At 53.6% G+C, this 19,134-nt stretch carries 11 protein-coding genes; all 11 read right to left on the bottom strand.

The genetic code is table 11. The features are described 5' to 3' along the window. Positions 1–6,429: BslA/BslB family hydrophobin (locus SACSAC_RS28235; RefSeq protein ID WP_169833771.1), on the bottom strand; the 6,429-nt coding region annotated here is incomplete at its 3' end. Between the two features lie 307 nt (positions 6,430–6,736). After that, positions 6,737–8,926 (bottom strand): LuxR C-terminal-related transcriptional regulator, encoded by a 2,190-nt coding sequence (locus SACSAC_RS28655; RefSeq protein WP_051507082.1) that lies wholly within the window; start codon positions 8,924–8,926, stop codon positions 6,737–6,739. Between the two features lies 1 nt (position 8,927). Continuing rightward, the gene (locus SACSAC_RS12695; protein WP_037286906.1) at positions 8,928–9,173 is read right to left on the bottom strand and encodes a hypothetical protein; all 246 of its coding nucleotides are present in this window, start codon (positions 9,171–9,173) and stop codon (positions 8,928–8,930) included. Between the two features lie 16 nt (positions 9,174–9,189). Beyond that, complete coding sequence (locus SACSAC_RS12690; protein WP_037286903.1) at positions 9,190–10,635, bottom strand: ATPase domain-containing protein; 1,446 nt, start codon at positions 10,633–10,635, stop codon at positions 9,190–9,192. A 151-nt stretch (positions 10,636–10,786) separates the two neighbouring features. Then, positions 10,787–12,496: a hypothetical protein gene (locus SACSAC_RS12685; RefSeq protein WP_037286900.1), complete on the bottom strand. Its 1,710-nt coding sequence runs from the start codon at positions 12,494–12,496 to the stop codon at positions 10,787–10,789. A 1-nt stretch (position 12,497) separates the two neighbouring features. Continuing rightward, a complete protein-coding gene (locus SACSAC_RS12680; RefSeq protein WP_245608633.1) occupies positions 12,498–13,313 on the bottom strand; it encodes an ABC transporter ATP-binding protein in 816 nt (271 codons plus the stop codon). Between the two features lie 124 nt (positions 13,314–13,437). Beyond that, on the bottom strand, positions 13,438–14,283 hold the full coding sequence (locus SACSAC_RS12675; protein WP_037286897.1) for a hypothetical protein: 846 nt from the start codon (positions 14,281–14,283) through the stop codon (positions 13,438–13,440). A 279-nt stretch (positions 14,284–14,562) separates the two neighbouring features. Beyond that, complete coding sequence (locus tag SACSAC_RS12670; protein ID WP_051507081.1) at positions 14,563–15,903, bottom strand: MFS transporter; 1,341 nt, start codon at positions 15,901–15,903, stop codon at positions 14,563–14,565. A 106-nt stretch (positions 15,904–16,009) separates the two neighbouring features. Beyond that, positions 16,010–17,176, bottom strand: coding sequence for a winged helix-turn-helix domain-containing protein (locus tag SACSAC_RS12665; RefSeq protein WP_051507080.1), 1,167 nt, complete (start codon positions 17,174–17,176; stop codon positions 16,010–16,012). A 136-nt stretch (positions 17,177–17,312) separates the two neighbouring features. Beyond that, the gene (locus tag SACSAC_RS12660; protein ID WP_037286894.1) at positions 17,313–18,140 is read right to left on the bottom strand and encodes a carbohydrate ABC transporter permease; all 828 of its coding nucleotides are present in this window, start codon (positions 18,138–18,140) and stop codon (positions 17,313–17,315) included. Further along, positions 18,140–18,976: a carbohydrate ABC transporter permease gene (locus SACSAC_RS12655; protein WP_156951127.1), complete on the bottom strand. Its 837-nt coding sequence runs from the start codon at positions 18,974–18,976 to the stop codon at positions 18,140–18,142. The genes SACSAC_RS12660 and SACSAC_RS12655 overlap by 1 nt, the downstream gene beginning before the upstream one ends. Between the last annotated feature and the right edge of the window lie 158 nt (positions 18,977–19,134).

Below are 19,134 nucleotides of genomic sequence, written 5' to 3'. Positions count from 1 at the left end.
TACAATGACCACGATTTCTCCGCCTGCGGCATCCAGATCGGTCTGCACCACGACACTCGTGCCGTCGGTAACTACGGTGCCCGTGCCGATCGACGTCGTCAAATCGCCGGCTTCGTACACGTTCACCACGTCTCCAGCTTGCAGACCGGATACCGTAACAGTTTTCGTCGTGTCCGTATTCGTTACTTCAATTTGCCCGGCGGCCGGAGCCGGCGGTGCCGTCGTTGTTTCTTCTTCGTCGTACGACACAGCTTCCGACGGCGAACTAGCTTGTCCGTCTCGCGTCACAATGACCACGATTTCTCCGCCTGCGGCATCGAGATCGGTATTGACCACGACACTCGTGCCGTCGGCAGCTACCGTGCCCGTGCCGATCGACGTCGTCAAATCGCCGACTTCGTACACGTTGACCACGTCTCCAGCTTGCAGACCGGATACCGTAACAGTTTTCGTCGTGTCCGTATTTGTTACTTCAATTTGCCCAGCGGTCGGAGCCGATGGAACTCCAGTGAAGGCCCCATAATTGATAACTTCCGATCGTTCGCTGAGCAGGCCGTTACGATCGATAATGATCGTGATCGTACCTCCTGCGTCATCTAAAGCAGCCCGAATATTGGCTGTAGCGGTTGTAGCGATGCCCGTTCCGATAGGTGTGGTTCCGTTTCCTTCATACACACGGATAAAGTCCCCGTCTTGCACGTTTCTTATCGTAACCGTGTCGTTCGTCGTACCTTCATTGTTGATAAATGTAACATCCGCTTCCAACGGCGCATCGGGAGCTTGCGCAATACCGCTGTATGCGATAGCTTGGGAACGCTCGCTGGTTTGACCTGCGCGTTCGATCGTAATCGTTACCGCCCCGCCTGCTTCGACTAACGCAGCTTCAAAGCTGACGCTGGTTCCGTTCGTAGCTACCGTACCTTCTCCGATCTCCGTCTGATCGTTTCCTTCGTAAGCCCGGATTACGTCTCCCGATTGAACGTTGCGAACGGTGATCGTATCCGCTTCCGGAGCCTCATTATTGATGATCGTAACGTCTTCAGGGACGGGTGGTCTCAGTACACCTGCTTCGTAAGGAACAGATACCGGACCGCTAACGAATGTTCCTCGCTGCACGGTAAGTGTCAACGTGCTGGCATACGATTTCAATCTCAGCGTTCTTAGAGTAGCAACGCCTGCTGAATTTGCTGTTGCTGTTCCGATATTGACTTGAGTATCGTCATAAAAAGTAACGATATCGTCTGCCTGCAAAGCTCTCACTTCCACGATATCCGCTTCATCTGGATCGGTCGAGCGCGTAATGGTCACGCTGCCGACTTCAGGGGTAACCGGTCGATCGTCTTCGACTGCGTAATAAGCCGCCGGTGTCCGCAAACTTTCGGTTCCGTCGCGAATAATCGCAACTTCGATCGTACCGCCTTGATCGTCCGGCAAATTAACGCGCACGGTCACGCTGCCGTTGTTGACGGCCGTCTCTTCGCCGATTCGAGCATTGTTTGTGTATACGACTACCGTCTCTCCTGCAATGATGTTGCGAACAACAACCGGATCATTGCTTCCCGTTTCGTTCGTTACAGTGATATCTGCCGCAGCAGGACCCGGATTCGAAGGAGGAGTTTCAGCGGAATACGTTGCGCTTGTCCGTTGCCCGATCACGCCCCTGCGTTCCAGAGCGACCTCTACTCTTCCTCCCGAAGCCGCAAGAATAACGGAAATCGCAACTTCGTCGTTATTTACTGCACCCGATCTCCCGAGTTCGATTCCGTTCTCGTCAAAGACGACATATACATCTCCCGTCTCGAACGGATTGGCAGTCACATCGATCGTCACGACATCTTGCAAGCCCGGATTATTCGAGACTTCAATGCTGCCCGGAGCTACGTTCGGAACTTCTTCGGCAGCGAACGGAACCGAAATTTCTTGGCTTTCGATGCCGCCGCGTATCCGAACAAGCCTCAAAGTTCCACCGCTCGGATTCAACGTAAGATTGACCAGCGTAGGCGATCCGTTATACACCTGTACAACAGGCGTCCCGCCTTCCGCTCCGTAAATACCCACGGATTCGCCGGCGTTCAATCCGCCCACACTCACCGTGTCATTTTCACTTGCCGTATTATTCACGAAGACTTGTCCCGCATTGATCGGTTCGATGGTTTCAGGGCCGTAATCAACCCGGGTAAAAGGACTGGCAACTCCGTCGCGTTGGAGCTCAACATAAATACTTCCTCCCGCGATCTGCAAGCCGTCCGGAATCGTTACCGTGGCTACTGTTCCTGTCGATGTAACGCTTCCGAGTTCTTGGTAATTCAGATCGTACACCAACACTTCGTCGCCTTCGTTCAACCCCCGAACTTCTACGTTGTCAACCAACGGCCCTGTATTCGACACGTTGTTTACGGTAATATTTTGGAGCAGCGGAGCAGGAAGCACTTCGGCCGCATAAACGACGGAAGCCGGCGTGCTGCTTACCTGATTGCGGATAACGACGATTTCCAACGTTCCTCCCGTCGCGATCAGCTCGACATCCGCGACAACCGTTCCTTCGCTATTTGCTGTTTCTTCAGCGAGCTGCCGCCCACCTTCCGTAATCCGGACCGTATCTCCTTCTTCAAGGTCGACGATCGTTACGGTGTCGTTTTCCGTACCCAATTGATTATCGACCGTAACATTCTCTACCTGAACGGGATCTACCGCTTCGCTCAAGTAAGGTACGGTCGTGCCTTGGCTTTCCGAACCGCCTCTTACCAGAGTCACGAGCACGCTGCCGCCTGTCGAAGTAAGTTCGACATCCACTTCGGCTATGCCGTCTTCTTCTTGGGCTTCACCCAAAAACCTTCCGTTTTCCGAGGCGTATACGCGTATCGAATCTCCGTCGCTTAACCCTTCAACGCGGACCTTATCCCCGGCGCCGGTATTATTGCTCACCGTAATGTCGTTCTCGTTCAGATCAGGAACCACTTCCGCTTCGTAAGTTACGGTCGTAGGCGTACTGATCTCGCCTCCGTTTCCGTCTTCGTCCTGGTAACGGGTTATCGTTACATCCACATAACCGCCTGCCGCATCCAGACCGATCGGAATTTCCACCGAGTTCGCCGAACCTCCAACACGTTCACTGGCAGTGTTGGAAGCTGCTCCGGAAGCGCCATGATTGGTTACGGTCACAAGGTCGCCTTCAAACAGTCCGCCTACGCGAACAATATCTTCATCCGTGCCCGGTTCGTTCACGACTTCAATATTTTCACTTGGTGGAGCAGGCACTTCTTCCGCTCCGTGATTGACCGTAGTCGATTGGCTCAATACTCCGCGGCGCGTAACGGTGGCTGTGATATAACCGCCGGCTTCCGAAAGCCTTAACGATAAAGTGATTTGTTCCTGACCATCCGCAACCGTATCTCTGTCGCTGCCTATCTCGACACCTTGCCTCGAATAACTTACTATGCGGATGTCGTCTCCCGGTTCAAGATCTCCGACTTCTACTTCGTCGTTCGGACCGACCGCATTGGTGATCGCAATCTGTGCAAGCGTAAGCGCCGGAACGACTTCGGCATCATAATTCACTCGCGTGGAAGTGCTGCTCCGACCTTCGCGAACGATTTTAACCGCGAGCATGCCTCCTGTCGGATTAAGTCCGGTAATCACCTCGACGACTCTGTCATTGTCCGTGTCGGTCACTTCTTGGTCGAATGTTTCGACTCCGTCCTCCACCAAGTAGAGACGAACGGTATCTCCGGGCCATAATTCCGAGATCGTTACCGTATCCGAATCGGTCGGTGTGTTGATTACTTCGATGTTGGCCGCGCTCGGCGGACTTACGCGTTCAGGACCATAAGGTACATTGACCGGATCGCTTGTATTGGAATCGCCGCGCTTGAACGTAAAGCTCAGGTCGCCGCCTCCCGGTTCAAGCGTTACGGGAATAGTAACCGTTCCTTGCGCATTAACCGTACCTTGATTCAGTTCGGCTCCGCCTGCTTCGACATTTTCGTAGACGATAATCAAATCGCCCGGCTGCATATCGGAAATATCGACGGTATCTTCGTCGCCTTCGGCGTTCGTAACCGTTACCGAGCCCTCAAAGTCGATCGATTCCGCCGGATAAGAGGCTTGTGTTACCGCGCTTTCCACGCCGTTGCGTACAATACTTACTTCAATACTTCCGCCGGAGGCTGAAAGTTCCACCAGCGCAGCAGCCGCGTATTCGCCGCCGGATTGCGTCACGGCACCTGCTTCTTCCAGTAATTCACCGTCACGATAAATACGAACCGAGTCATTCTCGATAAGTCCTGTAACTGTGACACTGTCCTGGTTGGCCGCTTCATTATTGACGATTTCGATCGTGGCAAGCGGCGGCGGAGACACCACTTCGGCTCCGTACGAAACGGATGTTTTAGAACTTTCGATCCCGTTTCGCAAAACACTGACACGAATGCTTCCTCCTGTCGGAATCAACGCTAGTCCTTCAGCAACGGCAGAATACACACTGCCGTTCGCAACTGCCGTTACACGCCGGATCAAGTCGGTTCCGTTGGCTGCATAAATCAGGACTTCATCGCCCGACAACAAATTTCCGACTGTTACGGAGTCCGTATCGAACGGATTGTTTTCCACAACGATCGAAGAAACGGACGGAGCCGGAACAATCTCCGCATTATATACGACTCCAGTACGCCCGCTGAGTATACCGCGTCGTTGAACGGCTACGTACACCGTCCCGCCTTGAGGCAGAAGGGCAAGAGAAATATCCGCGCTGCTTCCCGCGTTTACGGTAGTCCGTCCTAATTCCGATGCGCCGGTAGCTGTACCGTATGCAATGACTTCGTCTCCCGTCTGCAGTCCCGTTACTCTGACCGTATCTTGATTTCCTGTGTTGTTGATGGGCGCAATCGAACCGGCGGCAGGCGGATTTACGGTTTCCGGCCCATAAGACAACGTGATTCTGGGACTTTCCACGTTATTGCGCAGCAAGCTGATTTTGAGACTCCCCCCTGTAGGAGCGAGAGCAATGTTAAATTGTTTGCTGCCGCTGCCGACTACGTCGAAAGTTGTTACGTTTGTCGGGCTCAACTCGATCCGGACTTTATCGCCGTCCAACAGCCCGTTGACCGTTACCGTATCCGTATCATTGGGATTATTCGCGATCGTAACGGCAGCGGGAAGAAGCGCCTCTACGACTTCTGCCGGATACAATACGGCAAGAGGAAGGCTTTGAAGCCCGTTTCTTAGCAGAACGAGGTTCACGCTGCCCGAAGTCGAGGTCAATTGCACTTGAGCCTCTATGATTCCACCGGAATTGGCCGTAGGCGAAGCCAACAACCTACCGTCGCTCGCATAAATACGCACGATATCCCCTTGATTCAAACCGGTGATCGTCACAAGATCCTCGTTGCCGGATCTATTTTGAATCGTCACTTGCGCAGGCAGCAGAGCTGCCAAAATTTCGATTGGATAGCCGACAGCCGTTCGCGTACTTTCAAGTCCGCTGCGCAGACGCGCCACATAGACGGTGCCTCCCAAAGCGGACAATTCGACAGATGTTGTCACAGAAGTTTGCCCATCGGATAGCGGATCAGAAGTCGCGATCGGAGTGGTAGCACTCACGGAGTTATATACGCGGAAAGCATCGCCTGTTTCGGCATTCGTACCGAAACTCACCGTAACGCTGTCCGAATCTCCAGAGCGGTTAGCCACCGTGATCGAAGAAGTCGGAATGGCCGGCACGACTTCTGCCGGGAAACTGACCGAAACCTTGTCGCTTTCTACTCCTCCTCGCGTAATGCTGATCCAGACCGAGCCTCCCGCAGGTGCCAGCCTTAACGGAACGTTCAACGTTCCTGCCGCGGTCGCTGTCAGCTGCGCATAAGGATTGGCTGCAGCCGCAGAATCGTACACCCTGATGATGTCATCCGTTCTGACTCCCGTTACCTCGATCGCATCGCTGCTGCCGGGATTATTGAAAGCCGTAACGGAAGAACCCGGAAGAACGAGCGAAGGGATCTGCAGCGTTCCCGAAGCAACATTTGAAGTGGTGACGACGCCTAATACGATACCGTTCGTACTGGCTTGAAAGTTATAATCGCCCGGAAGCGTCAATGTTTTGTTTCTAAGCGAAAGCGTATACGTGGCGGAACCGATCAACACGAGATTGATCCCTGAAATCCGAACCCGCGAGCCCCCGTCAAAAATTTGGTTCGCCGATAAATTGACCCCGTTGAATCGATCGGATGTCGTCGCTTTGACGCCGGCCGGAAGACGATATTCAATATCGCCAATAGCCAGGTTTAATACAGCCGTCGTCGTATAAGCAAGAGTAATGTCCGTAGTATCGCCTACTCGCGGATTGGTCACGGATGTCGTGACTCCTAATGTCCCCGCTGCCGATGCACGTTCCGGCGCCAATGGGAACATCGCAATCAACAATATGACCGCCATCAACCCACTCACCCAGGATTTCCACGTCCGCTTTTGAGCCCTTTTCTCCATTTCTACATCAGCACCCTCTCTTGTTCCTCTTTTTCTGCGAATAGACAACGGACGTTGTTTCAGGAGATATACACTTAGCTACTAAAATCGAAGAAAAAATATACCTTTGGAACTTTTATACATCATCATCCAGTATTTTTCCATATTCCCGTCGAAAAAGGGAAAATATTACTATTCAAAATGACAAAAGATCACAAAAAAACCTTCCAAATTAGGAAGGCTCTTCTGATTCATGCTTTTCGATTCAGGGTAGCGTTTAGCCGATTCCGCGATTGAACACTCTTGCGATAGCCTGTGCCCGGTCGCTTACGCTCATCTTGTTGAAAATGTTAGTCAAGTGATTTTTCACCGTATGCTCGCTGATGAACAACTTGGCCGCAATGTCTTTATTACTCGAAGCCCGAACGACCAACTCCAATACTTCTTTTTCCCGCTTGGACAATCCGAATTCCTTGACGATGGCATCGATCCCGCGCTCCTCGGCTTCAGCCGGATTGAATGCAGCCGTAGATCCGTCGGATAATACGACTTCGCTCTGCACGGTGTGGCGAACGGCCATGAACTTGCGGAAGTGATTGAACAACTCGGGAGAGACGCCCGTCAGATGCAACCGGCTTGCCGTCTCTTCATCCAGCGCCGCAAAGTACAGCACCGTCCGGAGAATCTGCGTATATCTGGAATAGGAAAAAGTTCCGGTCTGCCCCTCCGTGTCGAGCATGGCACGGTGTTCCTTGAGTACCGCCAACTCGTCGGCAAAAGCTTCGCCCAGCTCGCGCTTCGCGGAGTCGTCGAGCACGGATAACATCGTGCCCCGCTGCAACAGCGAGGCTTCCTCGTTCGTGATGCCTCCATAGCGGGCATACTCGTCCAGCAGCCGCAGCGATAGGTCCGTTTTCTTCCCCTGATCGTCCTCGCCCGCCTTGGCAGACGTATACATCAGACGAAGGAAACGCTCGTTTTGCAGGCTCAGCTGCTGCTGGTCGTGTACCGATTGCAAAATGATGCTGCCCATCGTAGCCAACGCCAGCAGCACTTCACGGCACTCTTCCGCCTCTTGTTCGCTGCTAAGCGAGACGGCGAGGACCCCGCGGGTTTTGCCTGCGTACACGATCGGATATTCGATCATCAACTGGCCTTCTTCGGTTTGCGACAGCTCGAAGCCCAGCGAATGAGAGCTTGAATTTTCGCGCAAAATGCGTTTGGCGACATCGCGCGCATATTGTTCCGCAAAGTCATTGGCAATGCCGCGCGAGACGATCTGCACCTTCTGACCGTTCGCATTCTCGTGCACGATGATCGCCGAGGAAGGATTCCACACCAGGCTTAGGCTCATATCCACCAGCATGAACATGATCCGCTGCGTATTTTGAGCCGAAATCATGAAGCGGGTCACTTCCATCAGCGGGCGAAGCCGTTGAATTTGGCGCTCCATGCGTGCCTCGATCGTTCCGCTGGCGATATATTCGCCGACCAGCACGATTAACGTATCTTCAAACTCGCGCAGCAGGGAATCGACCTGAACCTTGGTTTTGCTGACAATGAACAAAATGCCCAATTGCTCGCCGCCTACACGGACCGGAAAGCAGCGTAATCCGTAAAATTCGCCGACCCCCCGCTGCTTCAGGAATAATGCCCTCGGATCACGCTGGATGTCCGTCCACTGCATCGGATTATCGCTCAGCGCGGCCTGGCCCAGAAATCCTTCGCCTTCGCGGAATTCAGCGTCTTGAAGCCCGGGGGCTCCTTCTCCGGCAACCTGGGCGATCCGATATTCGCCCGGTCCGATCTTTTGCGCATAGCCCATCACGTCGGCGGCGCTGCTCAACGTCATGAACTGCTCGAACGTATCGCTTACGGAAATTCGATCTTTGCGGGCCGTGGATAAAATGCCGCGCAGATCCGCGATCCGGTCCCGCACGTACGTCTCCCGGTACGCGGACCGAAGAATGCGTTCGGCCGTCTCGGCCAACTTCCCGATCTTCTCGCGCCACACCTCGGCCTCTTCGGAAGATAACTCCTCCGCTTCCAACACCAGGTCAAGCAACAGCTTATGGCCTTCGTCGTACAGACCCGAGCCTGCCACTTCTTCTTCCAGCAGATCCTTCGTCCCCGACTGAATCAGTACGCCGGCCAATACATAATAGACGGCATCCCCGGCAGGCGACCGAAACGGAGCAATGATAAACTTGACGCCCGGCAGCCAAAGATCGCACAGAGCAGGCCGCGTGAGTCCTGCATAATGGCGCACTTCTTGCCAGAAGCGCTCTCTCGTTTCTCCGTCCGCTTCCACCAGCTTTTTGAAGAACGGATGATACGCGGACGGTTTGACAAGAGGACGACCTTCGCTATCCACGATCAGGATCGAAAGGTTCGTAAATTCCGCATAGGTATGTTGAATTTCTTCGACGGTTTTCTTGACATCCATTGCCCAGCTTTTCTCGATCATATTAATGGATCTCCACTTCGTTTTGAGTATAAGGGGTTTTGTACGAATAAATAGCCATGTTCCCTTCACCTCTTTTTTCCAGGATGGAGATTGCGGCCAAACGGTTTAAAACAATGGCCAGAGGCTCAACGCCGCGGCCAAGCTTCTTGGAAAGTCCCTTCGCGGTTTCGTAGGCGTAAGGATTATTTTCGAAAAACACGGTACATTCCATCTGCAGCTTCAACAACTCCTGGTCCGAAATCGTCATCTTTCTCGTGAGCCCCCTATATCAGCCTAACATACGGTCTGTCCCTGATATTGTCGACAATATGGGGTGCCGACATGCGGCCGCCCGGGGATTTCGTGATCTGAAGATACTGATAACTGCCGTCCACCCAAGTGCGAATGACTCCGTTGGAGGCACGCTCGAGGAAGGAAGACGTCTCCAGCCCGATTTCCGTAAAGTTGGTCTGGCAGAGTACCGTAACGCCGGCTGCTCTGCATCGGGCCATCTCGTCGGCAAAATTGCGTTTGACGAACTCGCGGCCCCGCTCGGAAATGATCGTGTTCAGGTCGTAGTGGATGAACCACCGTCGGCCCTGCACCATCGTCTCGCGGAAGTGCGGATTGATCGCCTCGTACACCTTCTTCTGGTACTCCTCGTTCGAGAGACGATCAACGTAGATCACGAGCTTTTCGTATTCGGGCTCAACCTTGCGGTGATAGTGGTCGATGAAAAAGACTCTTTCCTCCGCCGCCGCTTCTTTCAGCGAAGCTCCGAACAATTCCAGCGTCTGATCGATCGTCTCGACGGAACTCAGTCCCGACAACATGAACAACACGCAGTCTCCGCGTTTCAGCCTTTCGGCAAGAATCGAGTTCATCAGGTACTTGTAGTTGGCTTTGCTGTTGCTGTCCAGCATGAACGCGCTTCCTTGCGGAAGTCCGCCAATCAGCAGTTCGTCCAGCGACTCGATCCCGGTACTCAGGCGTTCGACGCCGTCGCTCAGAATCTTGTCCTCCACCATGGACAATGCCGGCAGGATGCAAATCCCGTCCTTCATGAATCGATAGTGATGCTCCCCTTCGACGATACAGGTTCCGCGCATCTTAAGAATTTCGACCGTGCGCTTGCGGTACTTCTCCAGATGCTCGCGCAGCGACAAGCGAATGATACCGTCGCAGACATAGTTCTCGAACGGCGTGGAACGTCCTTCCGTTTCTCCGTACTCTCTCAGGAAAAAGGCCGTCAGGTCGAATTTGCGCATGATGTTGCGAATCGAATAAATCTGTTCGCGGCCGTCATTGCCCAGACCCGCCAACGTGCGGAACAAGCTAATGCTGTCGATCACGACGCGCTTGCAGTCGATCTCGCGAATCAACTGCTCGAACAGCCCGTCAGTTCGCATCATCTGATCCAGTAAAACATCCGGTTCCAAACAAATGATTCGCAGTTTGTTCTGCCGCTCCAGTTCCCTCAAATCCCAGCCGAAGCCGGACATATCGCGATAAATCTGCTCCGGAAGCTCCTCGAACGTAATATAAATTCCCGACTCCCCGTACTGTCTGGCCCCCTCAAGCAAGAATTGGATGCCCAACGTCGTTTTTCCGGTTCCCGGATTGCCCTCCAGAATGATGGTCGTTCCGCGAGGTACTCCGCCGTTCAACAGCTCGTCAAGCCCCGGAACCCCCGTGTGTACGATATCGTGAATCAACCCCGTCTCTTGCATAAGTTCCGTCGCCCCCCTTGAAATCGAAGTGATTCGTGCCCCATGATCTGTCTTTTTGAAAATAGGAAATTTCTCTTATCTTGATCTTACCCGATTCCATTAGAGTTTGAAATAGCTTTTCCATTTTTTCCATAGTGCTGTAAAAGGTGTTTCATTTGTTCGTATGCAGGGTATCGCGCCAAGCCCATATATTGAGCGCGATCGAAGCGGCAATCAGTCCAAAGACGCCGTAAACAGGCACCGCCGTGACCACCATATAATGAACGCCGGCAAAAATGCCCAACAGCAGCATAACCCCCAGCACCTTCATTCCTCCGCTCTGGTCGGATGTCGGGAAAGGCAGGGAAAAGGGCAGCTCCCGTTCCGTGATCCGCAGCGTAAGAGGAAGCAACGAAGCCGCAACCGCCGCGATCACGATCAGGTCGGGAATGATCCGAACGCCGAACATCGCCGTGAAGATTACGGCTTCGATCATGAACAAAGGGAAGAACAATCGCGCAAAAGAGGCTTTTAACGTTGCCCGGTATATCGATCCCAAGCGTTCGATCGGCGCGGAAGCATAAATCCAGCTTCCTTTGAAGCTGCCCGAAAACTTAAGTGTCAGGACAAGTGTAGGAATCATGATCGCGCAGGAGTAGAGGTTGAGATAAGCCGACCCGTTCGCGTAATCGATCGACGACAATCCCTCGCCGGCCGTGGCGAAAGAAAACAGAAAGATGAACGGAACCGCCAGCGAGAATCCGAGCGAAGGGTAAACTTTGAGCTTGAACTCCCGTTCTCTGGCCAACATGGCCGAGGCAAACACGTAGAACGCCCGCTCTTCTTTGCTTCGACATAGCAGATTTGCCAGCAAGCGATTGAAGCGGCTCGTCGACTTGCGCCCCCCGCCGGATGTACCGCCGCTCAGCTTTTCAAGACTGCGTTCGAATGCGGGGATGAATCGGTAGAAAATCACCGCCCCGATCAAAGGAACGACAAGTCCCAGCAGCGCAGGAATGATATAGAGCGGCTCGCCGCGTCCGTTCAGCAACCACTCGAATCCGGCGCTGTACCACAAAGGCGGTATCGCCAACTCCCACCACCCCGGATGAAATTCGCTGGAAATCCGCGACATGTCCATGGCTCGAATCGCAATCTGATAGCCGATCAGCATGAAGAGCGTCATCGCGATCTGCACATAGTTGATCATATCCTTCAGCGTCTCGCCGTCGAACAATTTGAGGACCACCAAGTATACGAATGCCGTGAATACGGCCACCAGCAAACCGCCAAGTACAAGAGACAACAGAAGCAGCAGGCCAAAGGCCAGTCCGTTTTTGAATATGCCGACCGCAATCGGAACAATGCCTAACGCCAGCGCGAACTGCGTGAAATAAATCAGGATATGTAAGGTTTTTGCCATGCCGAGCGTGCGAGCATCCACCGGCTTCGTATGCAGGATCGGCTTATCCCGCACGTCAAGCATGACCGATGAGAAGTCCGACAGCATGGCGGTCATCATGATGAACAATAGCACCGCCAGGATAAGTCCCGCTTGGAAGAAATATGCCCCTCCCGCCAACATGAACAAGGAAGAGATCGCTCCATATAATCCGTAAAAAAACAAAGTACGGCGCAAGCCGCCGTCCGTGTCTTCCGCCGTTTCTTTCGGCTTCAGGGCGTTGCCGCCCTTGCGACCCAACCCAAAATCCATGGAGCCCGACTTGGACGAACGGAATAAAGCGGCCACGCCCGTCGTGCGGCGACGATCCAGCGTAAGCTTAAGGGCAAGGACGCGGCGCATGATCGGGTAATCGATGCCCATTCGTCCGAACAACGGCTGAATTCGATCCAAAGCGCGCAGGATGCGAGGTTCGCCCATATCAGCGTTCCTCCAAAGCCGTAACCAGCCGTTCGGCAATGATCCGGTGGTCATGGAAGTCCGTCAGTTGGTTGAACAACTCCTCCAGCGACTTTTCCCCGCCTCTGGCGCGAAGTTCCTCGAAGCTTCCGTCCGCCGCCACGCGGCCTCCGCTCAGCAGCACGATCCGGCTGCTGATCTTCTCCACCACATCCATGATGTGCGAGGAGTAAAAGATCGTTTTCCCGCGCGAAGCCAACAGTTCCAGCAGCTCCTTGATCACCATCACGCTGTTCGCGTCCAGACCGCTCAGCGGTTCGTCCAGAAAAATCAGATCCGGATCATGCAGCAGGCTTGAAGCCAACAATACCTTCTGCTTCATCCCTTTCGAATACGAGGCTACGCGGGAATCGATCGCATGGCTCAAACCGAACCCGTCCATCAGCGCCTTGGCTTTGCGCTCGGCGGATTCCGGCGCCAATCCGTATAATTCGCCCGTAAAAGTCAGATACTCGCGCGCAGTCAAGCTGTCGTAAAGCTCTGCCGTTTCGGGTACATAGCCGATGCGGCGCTTGTACTCGTTACCGGCCTCCTTGATATCCTGTCCGAATAGGCGGACTTCGCCCGTGTATCCTTTCACCAGTCCCAGCATAATCTTGATCGTCGTGCTTTTCCCTGCCCCGTTGGGGCCTATGTATCCGATAATCTGCTTCGGACGCGCTTCCAGGTCCACTCCGTTCAACACGTACCGCCCGTCATAGTTCATGCGCAAGTCGCGAATCGATAACACGGCTTCTTCCCGCTCCCGGCTTGCCGCCTCGACATTCATTGCTTCCATGGATTCTTCGTCTCCTTGTTCCGGCGGGTCAGGCCGCCTGATCGGCGGCAGCCGCGCGTTGTCGTCAGGAGGGACGTCCGCTGTGCGTGCACGAATTATTCCATTGTATCCGTCCCGTCATCTTTCAGCGGTATTCATCATAAGGAGTAAACACGGCCGTCCCGGCCTGCAATACATCATTCTTATACGTGTACTCAAGCTTAAGGTCTCCGATAAATTCCGATGTGCCTACGATCACGCCGGCCGTCACCGTTAATTTTCCGTCCTCGACCTGGTAGCGGATGACGCTGCCGATCCCTGCTCCGTCTCCCCGATTCGCTTCTTCCGTCAAAATCAGATCCTTCGCAATAACCGTGGATACGCCCGCGGCTTCCACCAACAGGGAACCGTCCGCCTGCTCCGAAGAACGGAATTGCTTCCGCAAAGCAACCTCCCCGTCTTCGATCGGCAGTCGATTCAAATCAGACGTGTACGCAACGGCTTCATTGATAAAAATGCCTGTTCCGTAGCCTTGCGTCAGCAGGACGATAATGTCCGATTCCGTTCCTCCCGTCAGGTTCGCCCGAGCAAACTCCGGCGCGTAACTGATGTTGCTTCCGATCGTTTTTCCGGGAAGATAGACCTCGCTGCCGTTAGCGTGCAAACGCAAATTGTCCCACATGCCGTCTCGATCTTCTATGCCCGTAACCGACAACGCGCCGTCTTCCGATGTTGCAATCAGACCGCTTCGGTCACTCACGTTCATAATGCGGTTTTTCGAATCGTAGCTGAGTTTGCGATCGAACAACTCTTCAGCCAAGCTGAACGGAATCATAACCTGCCCTTCCACGACATGGGGCGAGGCTTCGGTCACGACTTCGGTGCCGTCCCGATACACTTTGATCGGAGCGGCGGCCGACGCTGTAAGAGCAGCGGCGGCAACGGAAAGACAAACCAGGACGGAGACGGCAAGGCGGCGTGTTTTTTTCATGAATAAATGTCCTCATTTCGTTCCCGAAGGATATATGGAGTTAAAAGGGCTTATCGCGAAGCACCTATATGTTCATCAGTTCACATAACATGTCAGTTTTCAAAAAACAGGTTTGTCCATAGGGAAAAACCCTCTATCTTCTAGCTTAAAACATTCTGGCGATTTTTCCAGATAAAAAGTTGTAACCCTGTATTACAGTTCCATGACAAAAGCCCCTTTCCTTCCGAAAAGGGGGGAAAAGACTCATTTTCATGCTCAAAACCGAACATTGAAGTCCAATTAAGCTATCCGTGCGTCTTCATCTGACTCGAGCGATGATGAGACCGGCCATAATTTTCGTCCGAAGAGTAGCCCGGTCAACCCGAGCATGAACACCAAAAGACCCACTATAGCAAAAACTTCGCCCGGCCCCCACTGTTGAACAAGCAATCCACCAAGCGGAGGAGCGGCAATCATGACGCCTCCAAACACTGTACTTTGAATCCCAAAGACCCGGCCAGTCAGTTCAGGCGGCGTCTCTTGTTGAAGCGCATGGTTGAACGTAATCATAAACAAGCCGTTCCCCATGCCCAGTAGAAGTCCGGTGATCAGCAGGGAATAGATCGGCGCTCCAACCGGCAGTAACCCAATCACCAGGATGGATAAGCCGAGTAAAGCATAACTTCCTCCCAACTTGATTGCCCAACCTGCATGGCGGAGTCGCTCAAAGCGCATATTCGCTGCCGCTATAGCCGCAGCCGCCGCTCCGGAAGACGCCAACAGCCAGCCGATTGCCGTCTCGTGATCAGGGGCAATATGGCGAAACAAACTAACAAATTGGAAATCGATCGTCTGAATCGCCAACATACCGAGTAATGCAAACAACATGAGGTTACGTAGGATCGGTGTCCGTCTCACAAAGACCCAACCTTCGCGCAGCATCGCCCGAGTACGTTTTTTTTCTGCAAAAACTGTTTGGGTTTCCTCTATCCCCTGTTGGCTTATGGCATCCTTCGGTACGGTGCGCAAAATCACGTAAGAGAATAAACGAACTACCGCATTGACTGCAATACATGCCTGGGGCGAGAGCAGCGCTAAGACAGCAGCCCCCATCAAAGGCCCCGCAATTCTCGACAGTTGCCCAACCAGCCCATTCAACGATGTGGCATCCAGCAACCGCTCTTCACTCACCACCCGGCGCGTCAGCGCTTGCTGAGCGGGTACGTTAAATACGCCCAGCGCAGCACGTACCGTCAGCAGCGGCAGTAACCAGACAATATTGGGTACGAATAAAATCGCAATCGTCGCCAGCGCAGTCAACAGATCACAGACCCGCATCAACTTCAGCTTATCCCAGCGATCCGCAGCCGCTCCTGCTGCCGCCCCGAACAATAACCCCGGCACTGCCATACATACGGGCACTAGGGCAATCTCCAACGGACTCGCCTGCCATCGGTATCCGATCAATACCTGGATCGCGATCGCATCGAACCAATCCCCGAATACCGCCAGACTGTACGCCGTAAACGTTCGTCCGAATACCGGATGCCGAAGCAACGACGCTCGCCTCTTTTTACCGGATTGCTCATTCTCGACTTGTTCATGCAGCGCCTGTTCACTCTGCCCCCGCGACTTCTTCATTCCTGTTCATCCCTTCTCCGTCAGCATAACGCCGAGCTTCGTCTTGAATCGGATTCAGTCTAAACGGGAATTGTCAGAGGTTTATCAGAGCGGCTCGGATTGTTGGTTATCCGGTATCTTGAGCCTCCAAGTGGTCCAAATGTTTCTCTATGGTCTCGACCAGTCGCGGGAGTAATTCATGCAGCCCGAAGCGTTCATATTCAGACTCAAGGATCGCGGAGTATTTCCGTTCGATCCTGCTGCCCGGTAAACGTTGATGCAAAATGCCGCGAACCCGCAGGAGAGCCAGCAAACGGTGCGGGACAAATCCCGAATGTTCGAACGTGTCCACCCCTTCTTGCATCAACTCCTCCCCCTGCGCAGAATGTCCCGCCAATAGTAAACGAACCCCTTCGATCATTCGATATCCGGCCAATTCGCGCAAATGGGGCTCCCGTTCCAGCAGCGTCGCAATCTTCGCGGACTGCCCGGCAAGAGCCAGTTCCGATGTTCCGCTCAATAGTTCCACGTACAATCGACTGACTTCCAGCGGAATCACGAAACCGTCCAACCCCTGCTCCTCAGACGTCCGCACGCCCAAGGCTAATGTCGATAAAGCGTCCTTGATCCTGCCTTCCGACGCATACAGATCCGCGATGTTCAGAATCTCCATCTCCCGATGCCCTTCACCGTGCATGGCATGCAGCCGGAGCGCTCTTTCGCATAGCGCGGCCTTTGGCCGGGTCGAGTCCGCACACATATGAAACAGCAGCAGCCAATAAAAGCGGTCCTTCATCGGCACCTCGTCCGCATCCAGGAACCAACGCAAATCCCCTTGCACGAAATGAACATACAGCCGGTAAAAAGAGTCCAATTCAAACCCCAGCTCCTTGCGTTGTCCGGCCAGCGCCAACATGGCGTGCCCCTGGCCAAGCCGATGATAGCGCGCAAACACGCCGTTCATGGCCTCCTGCACCGCCGGATCATGCAAAGAAGGGGTGCGATCGACAGCAGGACGCAACGTCAATCCATAACCGACGCCCCGGATCGTCTCAATCGAAAGACCTTCAATCCCCTTGAGTTTTTTGCGCAGCCGATAAATATGATCATCTACCGTGCGATCCACCGGATACTCGCCCGCCCACACCCGGTCAAGCAGCTGCTCGCGGCTGAAGACATGATTCGCATTCCGATGCAAATAACGCAGCAACGCATACTCTTTTGCCAGCAAAGCGACGACCCTATCCCCGCATTCAATTTCCAGTCGTTCATCGTTAAATGCCACCATCGGCATACGTATTCCTCCCTTGATCGGGCCGATTCGCCTTGTGCGATTATTATAGCGTACGTCAAAAAGAAACGCTCAAAGTGCCAAAATTCGGCGCTCGAACGTTTCTTTTTAGAATAGGTATGAATGATGCGAAAATTCCTTATTTCACGGCACCCTGCGTAACGCCGTTGATGATCCACTTCTGCGCAAACAGATAGATGACGACCATCGGCAGCATCGCCAGCAGATACGAAGCGAACGCCAGGTTGAACTCGGTGTTGAACTGTCCCTGGAACACGTACTGCACCAGCGGCAGCGTATACTGCGACTGATCGCTGATAATAACGAGCGGCAGCAGGAAGTCGTTATACGTGGACAAGCAGATCAGAATGCCCACCGTGGCGTTGATCGGAGCCATCAGCGGGAAAATGATGCGCACGAACGTCCCGAACGTCCCTGTTCCGTCCACCGTCGCCGCTTCTTCCAGGTCGATCGGAATCGAACGGATATAGCCGACGTAGATGAATACGTTAAACGCCAGCCCGTACACCGTGTGCAAAATGATCAGCCCGAACAAATTGGTCATGCCGAACGAAGCCGTCAGTTTGACGATCGGCAGCATGATGATCGGAAACGGAATGAACATGGCGCTGATGAAGTAAAAGTACAGTCCTTTGAAAAACTTGCTTTTACCCATATTGCGGGCGACCGCGTAAGCGACGAGCGAGTTGCTGAGAATCGTCAACACGACGGTGGAGATCGTCACGATCGCACTATTGCCGAGCGCTTGGAAAAAGTTCGTCATCTCGATCGCTTTGGCGAAATTTTCGAACCGCAGATTCGTCGGCAGGCCGAAGATCGAGTTCAGCATATCGTTTTGGTTTTTGAGCGCGATGGTGACGGCCATGTACAGCGGGAACAGAATAAAGACCGTCCCGAGCGCAATCAGGATCATCGCGACCCAGTTGGTACGTTTGCGGCTTTTCATTACATATCCGTCTCCCTTCTTTGCAAGTATCGGATCTGCACGATCGAGATCACGGCGATGACGATAAAGTAGATCACGGAGTTAGCCGATTGATACGCGAATTCGCCGCCTTCGAAGCCGCCCGTGTAGATCAGGTGGGAGATCGACTGCGTGGCGCGGCCCGGTCCGCCGTTGGTCAGCGCGACGATCAGGTCGAACACCATCAAGGCATTTTTCATGGCGAGAACCATATTGATCGTGAAAAACGGAGCGATCAGCGGGAACGTGATTTTCCAGAATTCCTGCCATTTGTTCGCGCCGTCGAGTCCGGAAGCTTCGTACAGCTGCGTCGGGATCGTTTGCAGACCGGACAGGTACAAGATGGTGTTCAGCGCGATGCCCTGCCAGACGGCGACGAACACGACGCCGATCCAGGCCATCGTCTGGCTGCCGAGCAGGTTGGTCGAGAGCCAATCCCAGCCCAGGTTTTCGCCCCAGACCGTGAACACGTTGGAGAACAGGTAATTGAATATGTAGCCGACGATCAGGACGCTCAGGATATTCGGCAGGAAGTAGACGCCCCGGAAAAAGTTCCGGGCTTTGATGCTGGCGTTCAAGCCCATCGCGATCAGCAAACTAAGCACGTTGATGACGATGGTGACTAGAATCGCGAACTTGAACGTGAACCAGTAGGCGTTGCCCACGTTGTCGTCTTGGAACAAGTAGTAGTAGTTTTTAAAACCGACGAATTCGTACGTTTTGGCGAATCCGTTCCAGTTGGTGAAGGAATAGAACACCCCTTGCAAAGCCGGAAACGTATGGAAAACGAAAAACAGCAGCAGGGCGGGTATGGTCATCCAGTAAAAGGCGGCTTTTCTTTTGGCCACGTTAATCCTCCTTTTCGACGGTTTGGTGCGTGGGTGGCGCTGCGGGCGGGGAGTCCCTGCGATCGCTGTCTCGATCCGATTTTTCGATTGAACTTTTATAAGGTGAAAATCGGATCTCGAAGGCGAGC

The organism is Saccharibacillus sacchari DSM 19268 (assembly GCF_000585395.1).
Lineage (GTDB): Bacteria > Bacillota > Bacilli > Paenibacillales > Paenibacillaceae > Saccharibacillus > Saccharibacillus sacchari.
Note: the sequence above shows the minus strand (reverse complement) of the source record. Positions and strands in the feature narration are given on the sequence as shown.

Bases quoted from the DNA above. Each gene is read 5' to 3' on its own strand.
- SACSAC_RS12680 (WP_245608633.1), bottom strand. From the start codon at position 13,313: ATGGAAGCAATGAATGTCGAGGCGGCAAGCCGGGAGCGGGAAGAAGCC.
- SACSAC_RS12660 (WP_037286894.1), bottom strand. From the start codon at position 18,140: ATGAAAAGCCGCAAACGTACCAACTGGGTCGCGATGATCCTGATTGCG.
- SACSAC_RS12655 (WP_156951127.1), bottom strand. From the start codon at position 18,976: ATGACCATACCCGCCCTGCTGCTGTTTTTCGTTTTCCATACGTTTCCG.
- SACSAC_RS12675 (WP_037286897.1), bottom strand. From the start codon at position 14,283: ATGAAAAAAACACGCCGCCTTGCCGTCTCCGTCCTGGTTTGTCTTTCC.
- SACSAC_RS12665 (WP_051507080.1), bottom strand. From the start codon at position 17,176: ATGCCGATGGTGGCATTTAACGATGAACGACTGGAAATTGAATGCGGG.
- SACSAC_RS12670 (WP_051507081.1), bottom strand. From the start codon at position 15,903: ATGAAGAAGTCGCGGGGGCAGAGTGAACAGGCGCTGCATGAACAAGTC.
- SACSAC_RS12690 (WP_037286903.1), bottom strand. From the start codon at position 10,635: ATGCAAGAGACGGGGTTGATTCACGATATCGTACACACGGGGGTTCCG.
- SACSAC_RS12695 (WP_037286906.1), bottom strand. From the start codon at position 9,173: ATGACGATTTCGGACCAGGAGTTGTTGAAGCTGCAGATGGAATGTACC.
- SACSAC_RS12685 (WP_037286900.1), bottom strand. From the start codon at position 12,496: ATGGGCGAACCTCGCATCCTGCGCGCTTTGGATCGAATTCAGCCGTTG.
- SACSAC_RS28655 (WP_051507082.1), bottom strand. From the start codon at position 8,926: ATGATCGAGAAAAGCTGGGCAATGGATGTCAAGAAAACCGTCGAAGAA.